The sequence below is a fragment of the Pseudomonas folii genome (genome assembly GCF_014357575.1).
Taxonomy (GTDB): domain Bacteria; phylum Pseudomonadota; class Gammaproteobacteria; order Pseudomonadales; family Pseudomonadaceae; genus Aquipseudomonas; species Aquipseudomonas folii.
The window spans coordinates 37,113-52,280 of the sequence record NZ_JACONW010000002.1; the positions used below are offsets into that span (position 1 = coordinate 37,113).

The following is a 15,168-nucleotide window of genomic DNA, read 5'->3' on the forward strand; positions in this document are numbered from 1 at the left end:
AAAAAAGCCGGGGTAGTGACCCGGCTCTCTTAAACGATTACATGCGGGGCGAATCATGAACGATTTAACGCAAACGAGCAACACCCATCCCGCGCCACGATTTAAGCGTGATGAAAACGTGGCGCACGACAAAAGCTTTCACCAGTCGGCAGCTATGCACGCCGCCCGAATGATCCGCTTCCAGTACACCCGTGAAGCCAAGAACGAATTCCGCCGCGAATGCATCGATCACCTCAAGGCTTCTTTGGCTGGGGGCGCTCGCGCATGAGCAATGTCATTCAGATCAATTCACGCACTACCGGGGGATTTACCCGGATGGACAATGACCTTTACGAAGCGTTGATAGGGGCTGACCTGTCTGGCCGTGAACTGCGTGTCGCTATGGCTATCCACAGGCTCACCAGCGGCTACAACAAGGATTCGGTCAAGGTAGCTGCTCTGTACGTCGCAAAGATGATGTACGGCGATTCAGCGAAGGCTGAGGCAGAGCGTGCCAACGTATCCAGGGCAATCAATTCACTGATCCGTCAGCGGGTAATTTTCCGTGATGGTGGAAGCCGTGACCCTATCGAATTTCTGCCTGTTTCCGAGTGGAAAATAGACTCGAATCAGAGCGTGTTGAAATCTACACACTGTGTAGAAAAAGTACATGCCACTGTGTCGAAATCTACACACATAAAAGAAAGAAATACAAATACTACTTCTAACGAAGTAGTCGTCGACGCCGAGCGTCAACCTGATCTGATCAACCCGGCTCCTGAGAAAGTCATCCGTCATACACCAGTGGTGGATGCTTGTCCGTATCAGGAAATCGTCGCCCTGTATCACATGGCACTTCCTGAGCTTCCAGCCGTTGCACTGCTCAACGCCGGGCGCAAGAAGACCTTGCAAGCCCGGTGGCGTGAAAGCGCTGTTCACCGTGACCTTGGGTTCTGGGCTGAATACTTCGCGATGGTGAAGGCCTCTCACTTCCTAACCGGCAAAGCTGAAGGCCGCAACGGTAGCAAGCCGTTCCGCGCCTCGTTTGACTGGCTGATCGCCCCGAGCAACTTCGTGAAGGTTGTGGAGGGTAATTACAATGCGTGATCCCTACAGCATCGAAGCCGAACACGGTTTGCTGGGTGCAATGCTCCAGCGCCCAGAGCTGATCGAAACCCTGAGCGACGACCTGTCAGCCGAATCGTTTTACTTTCCTGAGAACGCTGAGGTTTACCGCGGGATCATGGCGGTACGATCTGCCAACAAGTCGGTGGATTTCCTCACCGTAGCTGACCACATCAATCGTTTGCCAAATGGCGACAGCGCTCTCGCGTACTGCAGCGAAATCATCCAGAACACGCCCAGCGTAGCGAATGCTGGAACCTATGCGGTGATCGTTCGTGAGCGCGCCATTGATCGCGCCTTGTACAAACTGGGCAGTCAGGCCATGGACATTTCCCAGGGCGATCTGGACACCCAGTCGAAGATCAGCGCAATTCAGGCTGCAGCAATGGCCATCGACAGCGGTTCGGATTCGGATGAGGTCGTCAAAGCCTCTGACGTGCTGATCGATCAGGTTGAAGTATGGCAGGACCGCCACGACCGGCACTCTACCGGTCAGACCCTCATGGGCCTTTCCACTGGCCTTGCAGACCTTGACGAGAAGCTGGGCGGTTTGCTGCCAGAGCAATTGATCATAGTCGCCGGACGTCCAGCCATGGGCAAGACCACCCTGGCAATGGGCTTTGCATCTCACGCGTCAATCCATGAGGGCAAGTCCTCACTTGTCGTGAGTCTGGAGATGAGCAAGGGTCAGTTGCTTGACCGGGTTATCGCCTCCGAAGGCAAGATACCTCTGAACCTCCTGAAAAACGGTACTGCTTGCCAAACCCATGGCGCCGAGCAAACCGCCGCCGCCCAGGCAGTGCGCACTGCAAAACTTTTCTTTGCTGACCGGTCCGGCGCAACTGTCGGCCGCATTCGCTCGCTTGCCCGTCGCCACAAGATGCGCTACGGCCTCGACCTGTTGGTTATCGACTATCTCCAACTGATGGATGGCGAGGGCGGAAACCGCACCGAACAGATCAGCAGCATCAGTCGTGGCTGCAAGTTGCTCGCCCGCGAGCTGCAAATCCCTGTCGTCCTGCTCAGCCAGCTTTCCCGCAAATGCGAAGAGCGCCCGAACAAGCGGCCAATCCCCTCAGATTTGAGGGAGTCAGGTGCCATCGAACAAGACGCCGACGTGATCCTCTTCGTGTACCGCGACGAGATTTACAACGAGAGCACCGAAGCCAAGGGCATCGCCGAAATCATCGTGGGTAAAGGCCGTGACGTTGAGACAGGCACAGTCAAAACGGCATTCCTTGGTCAGTACAACCGGTTCGAGAGCCTTGCTGCTGGATGGATCGAGATGAAGACAGAGCAGCCGTCGAAAGTCACCCCTCTATCCAGCCGATACGGCAACAAGGAGCGCTTCTGATGAGAGACAACACCGATAGAGCGGGTATCCGCTGCGGGATCACAGTTATCTCGCTCCTCCTGTTCCTGCTCATCATCTGGGGGCCGGTCAACACCATGTGGATTGGCCCGTGGATCTATGAAGGCACCGTAATCGGCTCGTTTGATTGGCGCAAAGCATGGGTTCTGAACGGCTGGATCTTGTTCTCCCCGATAGCACTTGCGTTCGGATATTGCGTTTTCACGATGACACGCGCCATGCGCAAGGACGAAATCGATCGCGAGTCGAAGAGGGCTGCCCAATGACCAACCTCGTCGAAATGAAAACCGCCGACCTAACCGGCGAAGCGCTGAACTGTTCTGTCGCCAAGGCTCTGGGGCTGCATGTGTACCTGGCTGAGCCGCATTACATGAATGCGCACCGGGTGATGGTCCGCTACACGCCTGAGGGCTGCCACTTTGAGCAGGAGAAGCGGTTCCAGCCTTCGACTGACTGGGCGCAGGGCGGGGAGCTGATCGATAAGTACGAGATCGTGTTTGCCTTCTTTCCTGATGACGCTGAGCGTTACTGGGCCTCTTGCTGCTCCATGTCCGGCGAGGAATACGGCCCAACCCACCTCATAGCCGCCTGCCGCGCCATCGTCGCCTCTGTACTTGGCGACACCGTAAGCGTGCCAAAGGAGCTTTGCCATGAATAACTACAGCGAACTGAAGCAAGTGGCCGAGGCTGCACCAAGCGGTCCATGGATCGCCGAAAACGATACCCTTTACTTCAAGGATGACGGCTACACCAGGCATCTTCTGGATGCTGACGCAGGCCATGATGTAAGCGACGAGGCTTATTACGCGGCTCTGAAGTTTATCGCCGCTGCTCATCCTGCCTCAGTGCTGGCCCTGATCGCCGAGAACGAGGCGCTGCGCCAGGATGCTGAGCGGTATCGGTGGCTACGTGAGGGTGCGCAGCAGGACGTTGATGGGTGGCGCAACGATGTACCGGTCCTTGTTCACGCCTTGAGCCACGTTCCAGAGTGGAAGGAACGTCTCGATAAGTACATCGACGCTGCCATGAGCAAGGGGTCGGGCCAATGACCGAATTCCTAATGCGCGGCATGGAAGACGCCAGTCGCCTGCTGGGCCATCTCCAAGCCCAAGACTTCACCCGGCCCAAGAAGATCGTCATCAAGGATCAGGATCGCAGCGGGGAGCAGAACAAAAAGCTCCACGCCTCGCTGACCGACATCGCCAATCAGGTCGAGCACGCCGGTCGCAAGTGGGACGTGCTGATCTGGAAGCGACTGCTGACGGCCGCGTGGCTGCGTGAGGCGGGCGATCAGCCTCAGCTGATACCAGCGGTAGACGGACACGGCTTTGACGTCGTGTACGAGCGCACATCCAAGCTGACCGTGAAGCAGTGCGCAAGTTTGCTGGAGTGGATTGCCGCCTTTGGTGCTGAACATCAGGTGCGGTGGAGCCAGAAGGATCTGTGGGAGGGTCGTTACTGATGATTACATCCGAACAGTTCTGGGTAGTTGTGTTCGTTGCCATCGTCATTGCCGCGATCGTCGGGCATTTCGTTGAGCGTCGCCGAAACCGATCAATTCAAGACTTTGAGCGCAGACGCCGCGAGCGCAAAGCAGAAGTTGAGCGCGCCGCAAGGAAGTCGTTATGAGACTCGCCATCAAAGAGCGCAAGAAAAAGACCTGCGCAAACACCGCATGCGCCATCCAGTTCGTACCGGCGCAGCTCGGCCAGAAGGTTTGCGGCTGGGCATGTGGTCTGGCCATCGCTCCGGCGAATCAGGATCGGGCGCGCAAGGCCATCGCTCAGCGCGACCGACAGGAGATCAAGGTCCGCAAGGAGAAGCTGAAAACACGCAGCGACCACATGCGCGACACGCAGCAGGCCTTCAACGAGTGGGTTCGTGCCCGTGACGCAGATCTGCCATGCATCAGCTGCGGTCGTCATCACGAAGGGCAATACCACTCCGGCCACTATCGGACTGTAGGAGCGAATCCGGAATTGCGGTTTGAGCCCCTTAATGCCTGGAAACAATGCGCCCCATGCAATAACCATCTCTCCGGAAACCTGATCAATTACCGAATCGCACTCCTACAGAGAATCGGCGAGGAAAAGGTTCTGTGGCTCGAGGGTCCGCATGAGCCGAAGAAATACACGATCGATGAGTTGAAGGCGCTGACCGCGCATTACCGGGCACTGACCAAAGAATTGAAACGGGGAGAGGCAGCATGAACATCAACTCAGCACGCCAGGCGTGGCATGACTGCACCTACAACCCTGCGCCCGGACAATCCTCGGACGTCGTTCAGTTGGGCGTGGTTGTGCAGGCAACGGAACGCGGGCCTACAGCAAATCATGCGATGCACAGCGCGCTGGCTGGTCACATCCAGTCGGCGATCGCCAAGCTTCACCCGCAGGTCAGGCTGTTCGGCGAGTACATGTACGCCGCAAGCCGGGACGAGGACATCCGTGAAGCAGCGGAGGAACTGGTGTTCGGCATGGTCGTGTCGAAGTCCAAGCGGATGACGGCAGCCAAGCGGGAAAAGCTGGATTACGTGGTCAAGGGTGTGATGCGCCGATACCGGTACATGCACCAGGGCGGGCAGTCAGCCAATGACGATCCGTTGATCAAGCCAGAGGCGTTCCGTTCATGGCTGATGGGGGAGTTTGGAGTGCGCATCGAGTCCTGTGCATGGGCGCGAGACTGGGAGCCGTTCACCACTCTTGCATTCGAATGTTGCGAGGATTTGGATCGTATGGCACTGAGTCCGATCGGTGCCGTTATTTATCAAATGAAAGAGGCCGCCTGATGGTTACTGCAGAGACCGTTAAGGAGGCTCTACGGTATAGCCCTGTAGTTGGGGTTTTTGAATGGCGGAAGGCTGGCAGGCGTGTGAGGGTCGGAGGACTGGCCGGAGCAGTTGTAAAAAGCACCGGCTACGTCCGAATTGTTTTGGCGGGGAAGCCATATCCGGCGCATCGGTTGGCATGGCTCTACATGACCGGTGAGTGGCCAGCCCAAGACATCGACCATATCGATGGCGATCGATCCAACAATGCCTGGAACAACTTGAGAGAGGCGAATGCCAATACCAACGGCTGGAACAAAAAAGTCCTCAAGACAAACAAAGCCGGGATCAAAGGGCTTACCCAGCACAAAGAAACCGGTCGGTGGCAGGCTCGATTCGAGGCAAATAGCGTTGTATGGAGTGCGATGTTTGCTACCAAATCAGAGGCGGAAAAGGAAATGAGAGCTAAGCGGGAAGAGATTCATGGAGAGTTTGCCAACCATGGGCAGCACCGTTTTGAGCAGGAGGAAAATAAAGACTGATGGCCTATTGATCTTCCCGCACGGCTAGCATAGAGTGATCGCCACATTGAGTATTTTGCCTACGGCAACTTGCTCCAGAAAACCCAGCCATTGCGCTGGGTTTTTTCGTTTTCGGCTCCGCCACACCCATTGCTCCGAGCTGGGAGTGCTGCCGGAGCTGACTTACACAAAACCCTCCATGCCTCTTGCCTCGGCAACGCACAAATTTGTGAGGGCCTCTTTCGACCCTGTTCACCCTCGTGCTGCTCCTCAGCCGCCTTTGCCCGTGACACTGCGGTCCTTTTCTTCAGCATGCCCACCCATTGGAGTCGCGCATGGATTTTCTTCATCGCCTTGCCGACAAGACTGAGTGGATCATTGCCGGTCTTCTTGGCGTAATCGTCGCAAGCTGGTGGCACAAAGATGACCTGACAGACTGGAAAGCCTGGATGGTGTTCTTGGTCACTGGTGTGGCCTGCGCCCTGTATTTGACCGGTATCGTGAGTTCTTACCTCGGGATCATCGACCCCAGCAATGTTGCTGGCGTTGGCTTCCTGCTCGGGGCGTTCGGCGGATCATTGATGACCGCCATCAATCGCGCCATCAAAGCCGCTGACCTCTGGGCTCTCATCCGCCAGAAGTTCGGGGGAGGCACCCCATGACTACTCAATTTCTGAGCACCTTCTTCATCGCGATCATTTCGAGCTGGGCCACCTGGTCTGTACTGAGTGACAAGGTGCGTGACGGGATCGTAGGCAAGTTGATCTACGCCGTCATCGCGCTGGCCGGATACGCAATCGTCACCCGCGCCGAGTCCATGTACATCACTCCGACGGTGGCCGGTGTCACCTTTCACGGATCGCTGGCCCTTGCAGGGATGAGGCACATCTTCATGGTTACGTGGTGGAAGACGGTGAAGGCGTGGCTGTGTCGCTGGATGAACTGCGAGCACTGCCTGCATCACGACGGCCGACGCGTAAAGGTCGAGCGGCGCAAGTCGTAGCGCGCCACGTTTTTAGATAGCTCAATTTCGTGGCGCGAGGAATCGATCATGACCAAACGCAACTGGTACGTATCAACCCCGGGCCACGGCACCTTCCCGATGATCCTGCTCAGTCAGGCCATGGATCACGCATCGGCTCTGGCCTTTGCCCGGTCTATCTGGCCGCAATGCACTGTGGAGTGATTGATGACGACCATTGCCTACAAAGACGGCGTGATCGCCTATGACTCTCGCTGCACGCGCGGCTCGACCATTACGGATGACGATTGCGAGAAGCTGGAAACAGTGAAAGGCGTTCACTTCCTTTGCACTGGTTGCACTTGCGACTTCGATGCGTTAATCGCGGCCTACTTTGGCGCTGCTGCCTCGGCACCAGTTGAGGCATCCGGCTATGCGGTAGATGGCGGAACACTCTGGCTGATCGGACATGACGACAAGACAGGGTTCTGGAAGAACAGAATCAGGCTGGATACGGGTGATGCTATCGGTAGTGGTTCTGCATTCGCCTTGGCCGCAATGGACATGGGCGCAACTTCTGCCGAAGCCATTGAGGCTGCGAAAAGGCGGGACACTTCTACTGGTGGGCGGGTGAGAGAGTTGCGCATTCGAGCTGAGGGTGTGCCGCAGGGTTAGTGCGGCACGGGTGTGTTACTTGACCTTCAGCGCTTCCTGGATCTGGTCGGCGTAAGTCGAGAGCATCTTCATGTGAGCACTCAGGCTGAACTTCTGATTGCCGCTCCCTGCATATGCATGGATCAAATCTAGTGCCGCAGCAACCGCCGCAGTGCGCTTTGCGTCACCTTTCAAGGCTGAGTTGTTTGCAATAATTGGGGCGAATGTTTCAGACATAACTACTTCCTTGCATTGATTGATCCTAACCAATACCGGCATCCAGCCGCTATTTCAATACCACCTTCGTTTCCTGAGATTTACCCATGACAACCAAGCAACCCGACTGGGAGGCAATCGAACGTGCCTACCGGGCCGGATTGCTTTCTGTACGAGAGATCGCTGCATCCTGTGGTGTCTCTCACACCGCTATCCAGAAGCGGGCAAAGGCCAATAGCTGGGAGCGCGACCTCAAGGCAAAGATCAAGGCCAAGGCTGATTCACTGGTTGCCAAACGAGAGGTTGCCACTCAGGTTGCCAGCAAAGCAGTGGAAACCGAGCGAGAGATAATCGAGCTGAATGCCGAGGTCATTGCGAACATCCGCATGGCTCATCGGGGGGATATCTCCCGCGGTCGGAGAATGACCAACAAGCTGCTGGATGAGCTTGAGGCGCTGACCGATGAGCAAGGCACCATCAAAGAGTTGATCGCTCAGCTCAAAGATGGTGACCACGACGATGGTGAGGCGATGTCCGACATGCTGGCCTTGGCCAACAAGATGGGCGCGCTTCCTTCTCGGACCAAGACGATGAAGGAGCTGGCTGAGACGCTGAAGACGCTGGTCATGCTTGAGCGCCAGGCTTACGGGCTGGATGAGAAGGCTGGCGGCAACGATGCCGACGAATTATCGAAACTGATGGACGATCTATCGAAGGACGCCTGATATGAAGCCCGAGCACTTGAAGCTGCTCCGGGACAAGCACTGGCGCTTGAACAATCTGTATTTGATCACGGACAAGCAGGGCAAGAAGGTCCGCTTCCGCATGACGGATGAGCAGATTGAATACTTCGAGGGCATGCACACCCGAAACATTATCCTTAAGGCTCGGCAGCTAGGGTTCACCACTGAGTGCTGCATTATCCAGTTGGACGCAGCCTTGTTTGAGGCGGCCAAGTGCGCGCTGATCGCCCACACCCTGAATGATGCCAAGCGCCTGTTCCGCGAGAAGATCAAATATGCGTATGACAACCTTCCCGCTGAGATACGCGCTGCCAACCTTGCTTCTAACGATGCTGCTGGTGAGCTTGTGTTCAGCAAGGGCGGATCGCTCTACGTGTCCACATCCTTCCGGGGCGGGACTCTACGGTATCTGCACGTATCCGAGTTCGGGAAGATCTGCGCCAAGTTTCCCCACAAAGCCAGAGAGATCGTCACCGGGGCATTCGAGGCGGTCGCCACCGATTGCTTCGTTACCATCGAATCGACGGCGGAGGGCAGGGCTGGCTACTTCTTCGATTACTCGCAGAGCGCTGAGAAGCAGCAATTGTCCGGCGTGCCGCTGGGCAAGCTCGACTGGAAGTTCTTTTTCTTCAGTTGGTGGAAGAACAAGGCCTACTGGCTCGACCCTTCAACCGCGATCATCCCTGAACGCCTGACTGATTACTTTAATGAGTTGGCTGCAAAGCTTGGCATTGTCACCAACCCAGGCCAGCGCGCCTGGTATGCAGCCAAAGAGAAGACCCTCGGCGACGACATGAAGCGGGAATACCCGTCGATACCAGCCGAGGCCTTCCAGCAATCAATCGAAGGTGCGTACTACGCGCGCCAGTTCACAAAGCTTTATGCGGCTCAGCGCATCGGCGTGCTGCCGGACAACAGCCATCTGCCGGTGATGACCTTCTGGGACATCGGTGTTGGCGACTCCACGGCCATCTGGTTCGTGCGTAAGGTAGGTACTGAGTTCCACGTCATCGACTTCTACCAGAACAGCGGTGAAGGCCTGCGTCACTACATGAAGGTCCTCAAGGACAAGGGTTACACCTACTCCGAACACTGGGGCCCACACGATATCGATAACCGCGAGTTCAGCAGTGATGCGAAGACTCGGCGTGAGATGGCGCGCGAAGGCTACGAAATCGACGGCCACCACTACCGCATGACGTTTCAGGTCGTGCCGAAGATCGGCGTAGATGACGGCATTGATCAGTCCCGAGAGATCCTCGCCAGTTGCGCCTTTGACGAGGCCAAGTGCGAGGAAGGTATTTCGTGCCTGGAAAACTACCGCAAGGAGTGGGACGACAAGAAGGGCTGCTGGAAAGACCGCCCGCTGCATGACTGGTCATCCCACGCCGCAGATGCATTCCGGTACTTCGCTGTCGCCAAGAGCGCAAGGAAGCCGGTCAAATCAATCAAGATGGGATTCGCACGCTAATGGCAGACGTCACCTACACCCGCCCGGAATACGACGCGGCACAGTCCCGTTGGCGGCTGGTGCGCGACGTGTGCAAGGGCTCCGAGACGATCAAGGCCCGCGGCGATGTGTATCTGCCTCGGCCTAATCCGCACGACGACGGCAAAGAGAACAGGGCTCGCTTCGATACCTACCTGATGCGCGCGGTGTTCTATAACGCAACCGGGCGCACCAAGAACAGTTTGGTGGGTGCAGTGTTCCGCACCTGGCCAACCCTTACCGTTCCAACGGCACTGGATTACGTGGCAAAGGACGTCGACGGGCAAGGGATCAGCATCTACCAGCAGTCGCAGTCGGTCATCGGGCACATCCTCGAAGTCGGCCGTCATGGCTTGTTAGTGGACTATCCGAGCGTTGAGCCTGGATCTACCAGCAAGGCTGACAGCGCCTCGATGGGCATTCGTCCAACCATCGCCAGCTACAACGCTGAGTGCATCATCAACTGGAAGACACGCAAGGTTGGTGGTCAGTACCTGCTGAGTCTTGTGGTGCTGAAAGAGTTGGTCGACGAAGACACCGAGGATGGTTTCGGCGTTGAGAGCAAAGATCGGTACCGCGTACTGCGCCTGAATGACTCCGGTTTGTACGAGCAGGAGCTATGGGCGAAGGATGGCGGTGGCTGGTCGGTGACTGACGCGCGCACGCCTCTGGACGGCTCAGGCAGGCCTTGGCGCTTGATCCCCTTCATGTTCATCGGCAGCGAGAACAACGATTCGTCGATTGATGACTCTCCGCTGTACGACATGGCCGAGATCAACATCGGCCATTACCACAACAGTGCGGACTATGAGGATTCGGTCTGGTTCTCGGGTCAGCCCCAGTTCTGGATTGCTGGCCTCGACGAAGCATGGCGCGATCACCTGGAAGAGAACGGCATCTACGTCGGCTCGCGTGCGCCTCTGACGCTTCCCGCGCAAGGATCATGCGGGTTTGCCCAGCCTGAGCCCAACACGCTCGTGAAAGAGGCTATGGACGGCAAGAAAGAAGACATGGTGTCACTCGGTGCCCGGCTGATTGAGCGTGGCAGCGCGGTGAAGACTGCGACCCAGGCCGACAACGACAGCGCGGCAGAGCACAGCATTCTGTCCCTGGCCGTGAGCAACGTAAGCGAAGGTTACAGCCAATGCCTGATGTGGATGGGCATGTTCGAGAATGTGGCTGGCGAAGCGCTGTTGAAGCTCAACCAGGACTTCACGCAGGTCAGCCTTGACGCGGCAATCATGGCCAGCCTGTTCAATGCAGTGCAGGCCGGGCAACTTCCAGCGTCGGACTTCTGGCAGTACCTGCGTGATCGAGGGGTGATCGACCCAGAGAAGACTGACGACGATATCCGTGGCGAGCTTGAAGCCAATCCAGTGGGCTTAGGCCTCGATGATGAGGACAAACCAGATGGCGGCCAACCAAGCGATCCTTGATGCCACTATCCGGCACGCAGTGTTCCTCGAAAGACTGAAAGCAGGGGAGGTGAAGAAGTTCGCCCCCTTTCTGAAGGAGATAGACCGCTCGTTGCGTGAGCGCCTGACCAAGTCCGACTTGACTGGGTTTACACGAAAACGCCTGGAGAAGCTGCTCGACGAAGTGGATAGTCTGCTTTTGGGCATATTCAACCGGTTTGGCGATCAGCTCACGCTGGACCTGATCGACCTGGCTAACTACGAGGCTCAGTTCGAGGCGACGAGCCTGACCCGGGCAGTACCGGTCGGGATCAGCTTTGAGGCTGCCGTTCCTTCGCTTGCGGCGATCAGATCCGCAGTGCTGAGCAACCCGCTGAGCATCAGAGACGGCGGCAAGCTACTCAAGCCATTCATCAAGGACTGGACGACGGCAGAGCGTGCGCGTGTCACCGGCGCAATTCGGCAAGGCTTCTTCGAAGGGCAGACGAACTACCAAATCCTGCAGAACATTCGCGGCACCAAGGCGGCTGGGTACGGCGACGGCATTTTGTCTGTGACCGATCGCAACGCAGCAACGGTGGTGCGCACTGCCATCCAGCACGTTGCCAGTCAGGCGCGGATGGAAACGGCCAAGGCCAACACCGACATCGTTACCGAGATTCAGCTGGTCGCCACGCTCGACAGCAAGACCAGCCAGGTATGTCGCACCCTGGACAAGCGGCGCTTCCCGGTCGATTCAGGGCCGCGGCCGCCGTTTCACCCAAATTGCCGAACCACCTTTGTCTTGCTGACGCGCCTGAGCGAGATGTTTGCCCAGGGCGCTACTCGGGCCTCACAGAACGGCCAGGTCAGCGCGGACCTCGACTATTACCACTGGCTCCAGCAGCAGCCTGCAGCCTTCCAAGACAAGGCGATCGGCAAAGTCCGCGGCGCTCTGTTCCGTAATGGCGGCCTGAGCGTTAAGCGATTCTCCGAGCTACAGCTCGACCGCAACTTCGAACCACTGACACTCTTAGAGATGAAGGCCCTTGAGCCTTTGGCCTTCGAGCGCGCAGGCATCTGATCCGCAGGCCGAGCCTGCACACCAGTCCCAGGGGGACAGCATGAAATACCTGATCGACAAAGCAGCATACGACGCGCTCGAACCCTCGTTACAGGCCTTCTACAAGGCGCAGGGCGAGGACTACGTGCTGGCTATTGAAGGATTGCCCGCTCCAGAAGACACCGCAGGCCTTAAAGCCAAGAATGATGAGCTTTTGGCTGAGCTGAAAGCCAATAAGACCAAGGCGCGTGAGGCCGAAGAAGCCGCTCGCCGTGCCGCTGAGGAGAACGCCCGCAAGTCAGGGGACACTGAGGCGCTTGATCGTAGCTGGTCAGAAAAGCACTCAGCAGCCTTGGCCGAGAAGGAAGGCACGCTAACTGCGCTACAGGCTCAAGTCCACGCGCTGACTGTCGGTGCTACTGCGGCTCGACTGGCCGGTGAACTGGCAGTTCAAGGCTCGGCAATGGTGCTGCAGCAAATCATCGAGCCGCGCCTCTCCATGCAGATTCGCGAAGGAAAGCCCGCCGTCGTGGTGCTCGACGACCAGCTTCGGCCTACCGCCTTGACGGTTGATGAGTTCAAAACCCAATTGTTCAACGATGCCGCTCTGGCACCGCTGATTGCTTCAAGCAGGGCTTCTGGTGGCGGGGCTACCGGTGGCAAAGGCGGCGGGGCCGCAAAAACGTGGGACCAACTTACCGGGATGGAGCGAGTAGAGCTCCGCCGAACCAACCCCGCCGAACATGCGCGCCTGAAAGCCGCTGCTGAGGCCAAGTAAAAGGATCATCCGCAATGCCTACCATTCTCTCGGACGTCGTATTTCGCGACGAGCTGCGCGACTACATCAGCGTTAATACCGTTGAGCGTACCGCGTTCTTCCAGTCGGGCATCCTGACCAATAACTCGGATATGTCCCAGTTGCTGGCAAGCCCGTCGAACACTTTCACCATTCCGTGGTGGGTCGATCTGGATGCGTCTATCGAGTCGAACTACTCGAACGACGTATACACCGACATCGCTGTGCCGTTGTCCGTTACCAGTGCTTCCATGCAGGCGCGCGCTGCGTACCTCAACGAAGGCTGGAACTGCATGAATCTGGTGAAGAACATCACCAAGCAGGACCCGCTGGAGTTCGTAGCAGGTCGCCTGATCTCCTACTGGATGCGTGTTGCTCAGCGCCGCACCATCGCCACGGCTGTGGGTATCTACAACGACAACGTAGCCAGCAACGGTGGCGACATGGTTGTGGACGCAGGCGGCATCATCAACCCGACGGCAGTGATTCGCGCCAAGGGCTCGATGGGCGACTACACCGGTCAACTGGGCGGCCTGAGCGTCATCGCGATGCACTCAGCTGTGCACACCGAGCTGTCGATCCAGAACCAGATCGACTTCGCGCCAATTGCTGATCAAACCCCAGAGTTCGGTCGCTTCCAGGGCATGATCGTTGTTCTGGACGATGGCCTGCCTGTGATCGGTACGGGCGCATCTGCCAAGTACCTCTCAATCATCTTCGGCCCTGGCGCAATGGGTTACGCCGAAGAGCAGCCAGAAGGTCTGGACGGTCTGGAATACGAGCGAGCGCCTGATCGTGGCAACGGTGGCGGTACTGAGACCCTGTGGACTCGTCGCAACTTCGTTGTGCATCCGCTGGGCTACTCGTTCACCAGCGCAACCATCACCGGTACCCCGACCACCACTCGCCCGATCTCGGCGAACTGGGCGGACCTGGCGCTGGCTACCAACTGGGAGCGCAAGTTCGCTCGCAAGCAAGTGCCACTGGCGTTCATCACTTCCCTCGTAACCGCTCCAGCGGCCTAGTCGAAGCTCGGCCCTTCGGGGCTGGCCTTCAAAGGAGAAAACCATGGCTGTCGATAAAGACAATCACATCAACCCGAACCTAAAGGCTCGATGGGGCTTTGCTGGCGAGGAGGGCGATATCACTGTCGGGCCTCAGACCGTTGGTGAAACTGGCGGCGTAGATCACGCTCGTACGCGAACCGCGGAAGGTGGTGGTCGCAATAGCGGTGGTGGCGCGGATCCTGCCGTAGAAACCTTGCAGCTTGATGCGATCGGCAAGTTGGCTGAAGGGTTGGAAAACGGTGTATTGCTGGAGCCTGAAAGCGATGGCCCAGCAATGCGTATTCACCAGGCGCTCGTTGGTTTTCAGGAAGGCGTTCAGAACCTTTCTGATGAACTCGCCCAGGCGAAGCTGGACTTGGAGGCTGAACGCGCCAAGAACACTGACCCCCGTGATAGCCTCACCATCCCGGAAATCAAAGAGCAGCTGGACGCGAAAGAAGTCAAGTACACGTCCACTGCCAACAAGGCCGAGCTGCTCGAACTGCTGAAGGCTCAGCCCGCACCCTAGGAGTAACACATGGCACTCATCGTTGAGGATGGCACCGGCAAGCCGGATGCAGACAGCTACTCGACAGCGGCGGAACTGGTCAGCTATGCCGCAAGGTACGGCGTGACCATCCCTGCTGAAGAGACTGCGCAGGAAGCGCTACTGCGCCGGGCCGCCTTGGCGATGGATGGCATGAAGTGGAAAGGGAGCCGCCAAAGCAGCGACCAGGCTCTGGCGTGGCCACGCAAGGATGTCATCATTGATGACGAGATAAAGCCGTCGGGCTACATCCCGGCAAGAATTCAATACGGCCAGATGGCTCTGGCCGCCGAGATACACCAAGACGATATCGACCCCATCGATAAACGCAAAGGCGCTGTGACTCTTGAGCGTGTCGAGGGCGCAGTGACTCGCGAATATGCAGCGATCAGCAACAGCAGCGGACGACTGCTACCGGCAGCGCCAGACCGGCCAAGCCGCACGCAGTTTGCTGACTATCTTCAAAAGCGCGGGCTGTTCGCCATTCGCGCATAA

General features: G+C 57.5%; 24 protein-coding genes. 23 read left to right on the forward strand and 1 reads right to left on the reverse strand.

Annotated elements, in window-relative coordinates; all coding sequences use genetic code 11:
* Positions 1-55: 55 nt before the first annotated feature.
* From H8S59_RS00880 to H8S59_RS00945, 15 genes are all read left to right on the forward strand, one after another.
* On the forward strand, positions 56-268 hold the full coding sequence (locus H8S59_RS00880; protein ID WP_187520124.1) for a hypothetical protein: 213 nt from the start codon (positions 56-58) through the stop codon (positions 266-268).
* Complete coding sequence (locus H8S59_RS00885) at positions 265-1,086, forward strand: replication protein (RefSeq protein WP_187520125.1); 822 nt, start codon at positions 265-267, stop codon at positions 1,084-1,086. Before H8S59_RS00880 ends, H8S59_RS00885 begins: the two co-directional genes overlap by 4 nt.
* A complete protein-coding gene (gene dnaB / locus H8S59_RS00890; RefSeq protein ID WP_187520126.1) occupies positions 1,079-2,458 on the forward strand; it encodes a replicative DNA helicase in 1,380 nt (459 codons plus the stop codon). The genes H8S59_RS00885 and dnaB overlap by 8 nt, the downstream gene beginning before the upstream one ends.
* Positions 2,458-2,742 carry a hypothetical protein gene (locus H8S59_RS00895; RefSeq protein ID WP_187520127.1) on the forward strand — a complete coding sequence of 95 codons (285 nt, stop codon included), beginning with the start codon at positions 2,458-2,460 and terminating at the stop codon, positions 2,740-2,742. The genes dnaB and H8S59_RS00895 overlap by 1 nt, the downstream gene beginning before the upstream one ends.
* Positions 2,739-3,134, forward strand: a complete 396-nt coding sequence (locus H8S59_RS00900) for a phage protein NinX family protein (RefSeq protein WP_187520128.1) — start codon at positions 2,739-2,741, stop codon at positions 3,132-3,134. Before H8S59_RS00895 ends, H8S59_RS00900 begins: the two co-directional genes overlap by 4 nt.
* Positions 3,127-3,525 (forward strand): ead/Ea22-like family protein, encoded by a 399-nt coding sequence (locus tag H8S59_RS00905; protein ID WP_187520129.1) that lies wholly within the window; start codon positions 3,127-3,129, stop codon positions 3,523-3,525. Before H8S59_RS00900 ends, H8S59_RS00905 begins: the two co-directional genes overlap by 8 nt.
* Positions 3,522-3,938 carry a recombination protein NinB gene (locus H8S59_RS00910; RefSeq protein WP_187520130.1) on the forward strand — a complete coding sequence of 139 codons (417 nt, stop codon included), beginning with the start codon at positions 3,522-3,524 and terminating at the stop codon, positions 3,936-3,938. The genes H8S59_RS00905 and H8S59_RS00910 overlap by 4 nt, the downstream gene beginning before the upstream one ends.
* The gene (locus tag H8S59_RS00915; RefSeq protein ID WP_187520131.1) at positions 3,938-4,105 is read left to right on the forward strand and encodes a hypothetical protein; all 168 of its coding nucleotides are present in this window, start codon (positions 3,938-3,940) and stop codon (positions 4,103-4,105) included. Before H8S59_RS00910 ends, H8S59_RS00915 begins: the two co-directional genes overlap by 1 nt.
* The gene (locus tag H8S59_RS00920; RefSeq protein ID WP_187520132.1) at positions 4,102-4,686 is read left to right on the forward strand and encodes a recombination protein NinG; all 585 of its coding nucleotides are present in this window, start codon (positions 4,102-4,104) and stop codon (positions 4,684-4,686) included. The genes H8S59_RS00915 and H8S59_RS00920 overlap by 4 nt, the downstream gene beginning before the upstream one ends.
* Entirely contained in the window at positions 4,683-5,264 is a 582-nt protein-coding gene (locus H8S59_RS00925) for a hypothetical protein (protein WP_187520133.1), read from the forward strand. Before H8S59_RS00920 ends, H8S59_RS00925 begins: the two co-directional genes overlap by 4 nt.
* A complete protein-coding gene (locus H8S59_RS00930; RefSeq protein ID WP_187520134.1) occupies positions 5,264-5,785 on the forward strand; it encodes an HNH endonuclease in 522 nt (173 codons plus the stop codon). Before H8S59_RS00925 ends, H8S59_RS00930 begins: the two co-directional genes overlap by 1 nt.
* Before the next feature lie 314 nt (positions 5,786-6,099).
* Complete coding sequence (locus H8S59_RS00935; protein ID WP_187520135.1) at positions 6,100-6,426, forward strand: MFS transporter; 327 nt, start codon at positions 6,100-6,102, stop codon at positions 6,424-6,426.
* On the forward strand, positions 6,423-6,767 hold the full coding sequence (locus tag H8S59_RS00940) for a hypothetical protein (RefSeq protein WP_187520136.1): 345 nt from the start codon (positions 6,423-6,425) through the stop codon (positions 6,765-6,767). The genes H8S59_RS00935 and H8S59_RS00940 overlap by 4 nt, the downstream gene beginning before the upstream one ends.
* Before the next feature lie 48 nt (positions 6,768-6,815).
* Positions 6,816-6,950 (forward strand): hypothetical protein, encoded by a 135-nt coding sequence (locus H8S59_RS27050; protein WP_263272025.1) that lies wholly within the window; start codon positions 6,816-6,818, stop codon positions 6,948-6,950.
* Between the two features lie 3 nt (positions 6,951-6,953).
* Positions 6,954-7,400, forward strand: coding sequence for an Ntn hydrolase family protein (locus tag H8S59_RS00945; protein WP_187520137.1), 447 nt, complete (start codon positions 6,954-6,956; stop codon positions 7,398-7,400).
* A gap of 15 nt (positions 7,401-7,415) precedes the next feature.
* On the opposite strand, the gene H8S59_RS00950 is transcribed toward H8S59_RS00945, so the two are convergent.
* Positions 7,416-7,616 (reverse strand): hypothetical protein, encoded by a 201-nt coding sequence (locus H8S59_RS00950; RefSeq protein ID WP_187520138.1) that lies wholly within the window; start codon positions 7,614-7,616, stop codon positions 7,416-7,418.
* Between the two features lie 86 nt (positions 7,617-7,702).
* On the opposite strand from H8S59_RS00950, the gene H8S59_RS00955 reads away from it, so the two are divergent.
* The 8 genes from H8S59_RS00955 to H8S59_RS00990 are packed head-to-tail and all read left to right on the forward strand — an operon-like array spanning position 7,703 to position 15,168.
* Positions 7,703-8,320: a hypothetical protein gene (locus H8S59_RS00955; RefSeq protein WP_187520139.1), complete on the forward strand. Its 618-nt coding sequence runs from the start codon at positions 7,703-7,705 to the stop codon at positions 8,318-8,320.
* 1 nt (position 8,321) lies between these two features.
* Positions 8,322-9,809 (forward strand): terminase large subunit, encoded by a 1,488-nt coding sequence (locus H8S59_RS00960; RefSeq protein WP_187520140.1) that lies wholly within the window; start codon positions 8,322-8,324, stop codon positions 9,807-9,809.
* Complete coding sequence (locus H8S59_RS00965) at positions 9,809-11,263, forward strand: DUF4055 domain-containing protein (RefSeq protein ID WP_187520141.1); 1,455 nt, start codon at positions 9,809-9,811, stop codon at positions 11,261-11,263. The genes H8S59_RS00960 and H8S59_RS00965 overlap by 1 nt, the downstream gene beginning before the upstream one ends.
* Positions 11,238-12,305 (forward strand): minor capsid protein, encoded by a 1,068-nt coding sequence (locus H8S59_RS00970; protein ID WP_187520142.1) that lies wholly within the window; start codon positions 11,238-11,240, stop codon positions 12,303-12,305. The genes H8S59_RS00965 and H8S59_RS00970 overlap by 26 nt, the downstream gene beginning before the upstream one ends.
* Before the next feature lie 40 nt (positions 12,306-12,345).
* On the forward strand, positions 12,346-13,062 hold the full coding sequence (locus H8S59_RS00975; RefSeq protein WP_187520143.1) for a hypothetical protein: 717 nt from the start codon (positions 12,346-12,348) through the stop codon (positions 13,060-13,062).
* A 14-nt stretch (positions 13,063-13,076) separates the two neighbouring features.
* Complete coding sequence (locus H8S59_RS00980; protein WP_187520144.1) at positions 13,077-14,105, forward strand: coat protein; 1,029 nt, start codon at positions 13,077-13,079, stop codon at positions 14,103-14,105.
* A 43-nt stretch (positions 14,106-14,148) separates the two neighbouring features.
* Positions 14,149-14,655: a hypothetical protein gene (locus tag H8S59_RS00985; RefSeq protein ID WP_187520145.1), complete on the forward strand. Its 507-nt coding sequence runs from the start codon at positions 14,149-14,151 to the stop codon at positions 14,653-14,655.
* 9 nt (positions 14,656-14,664) lie between these two features.
* Positions 14,665-15,168 (forward strand): DnaT-like ssDNA-binding protein, encoded by a 504-nt coding sequence (locus H8S59_RS00990; protein ID WP_187520146.1) that lies wholly within the window; start codon positions 14,665-14,667, stop codon positions 15,166-15,168.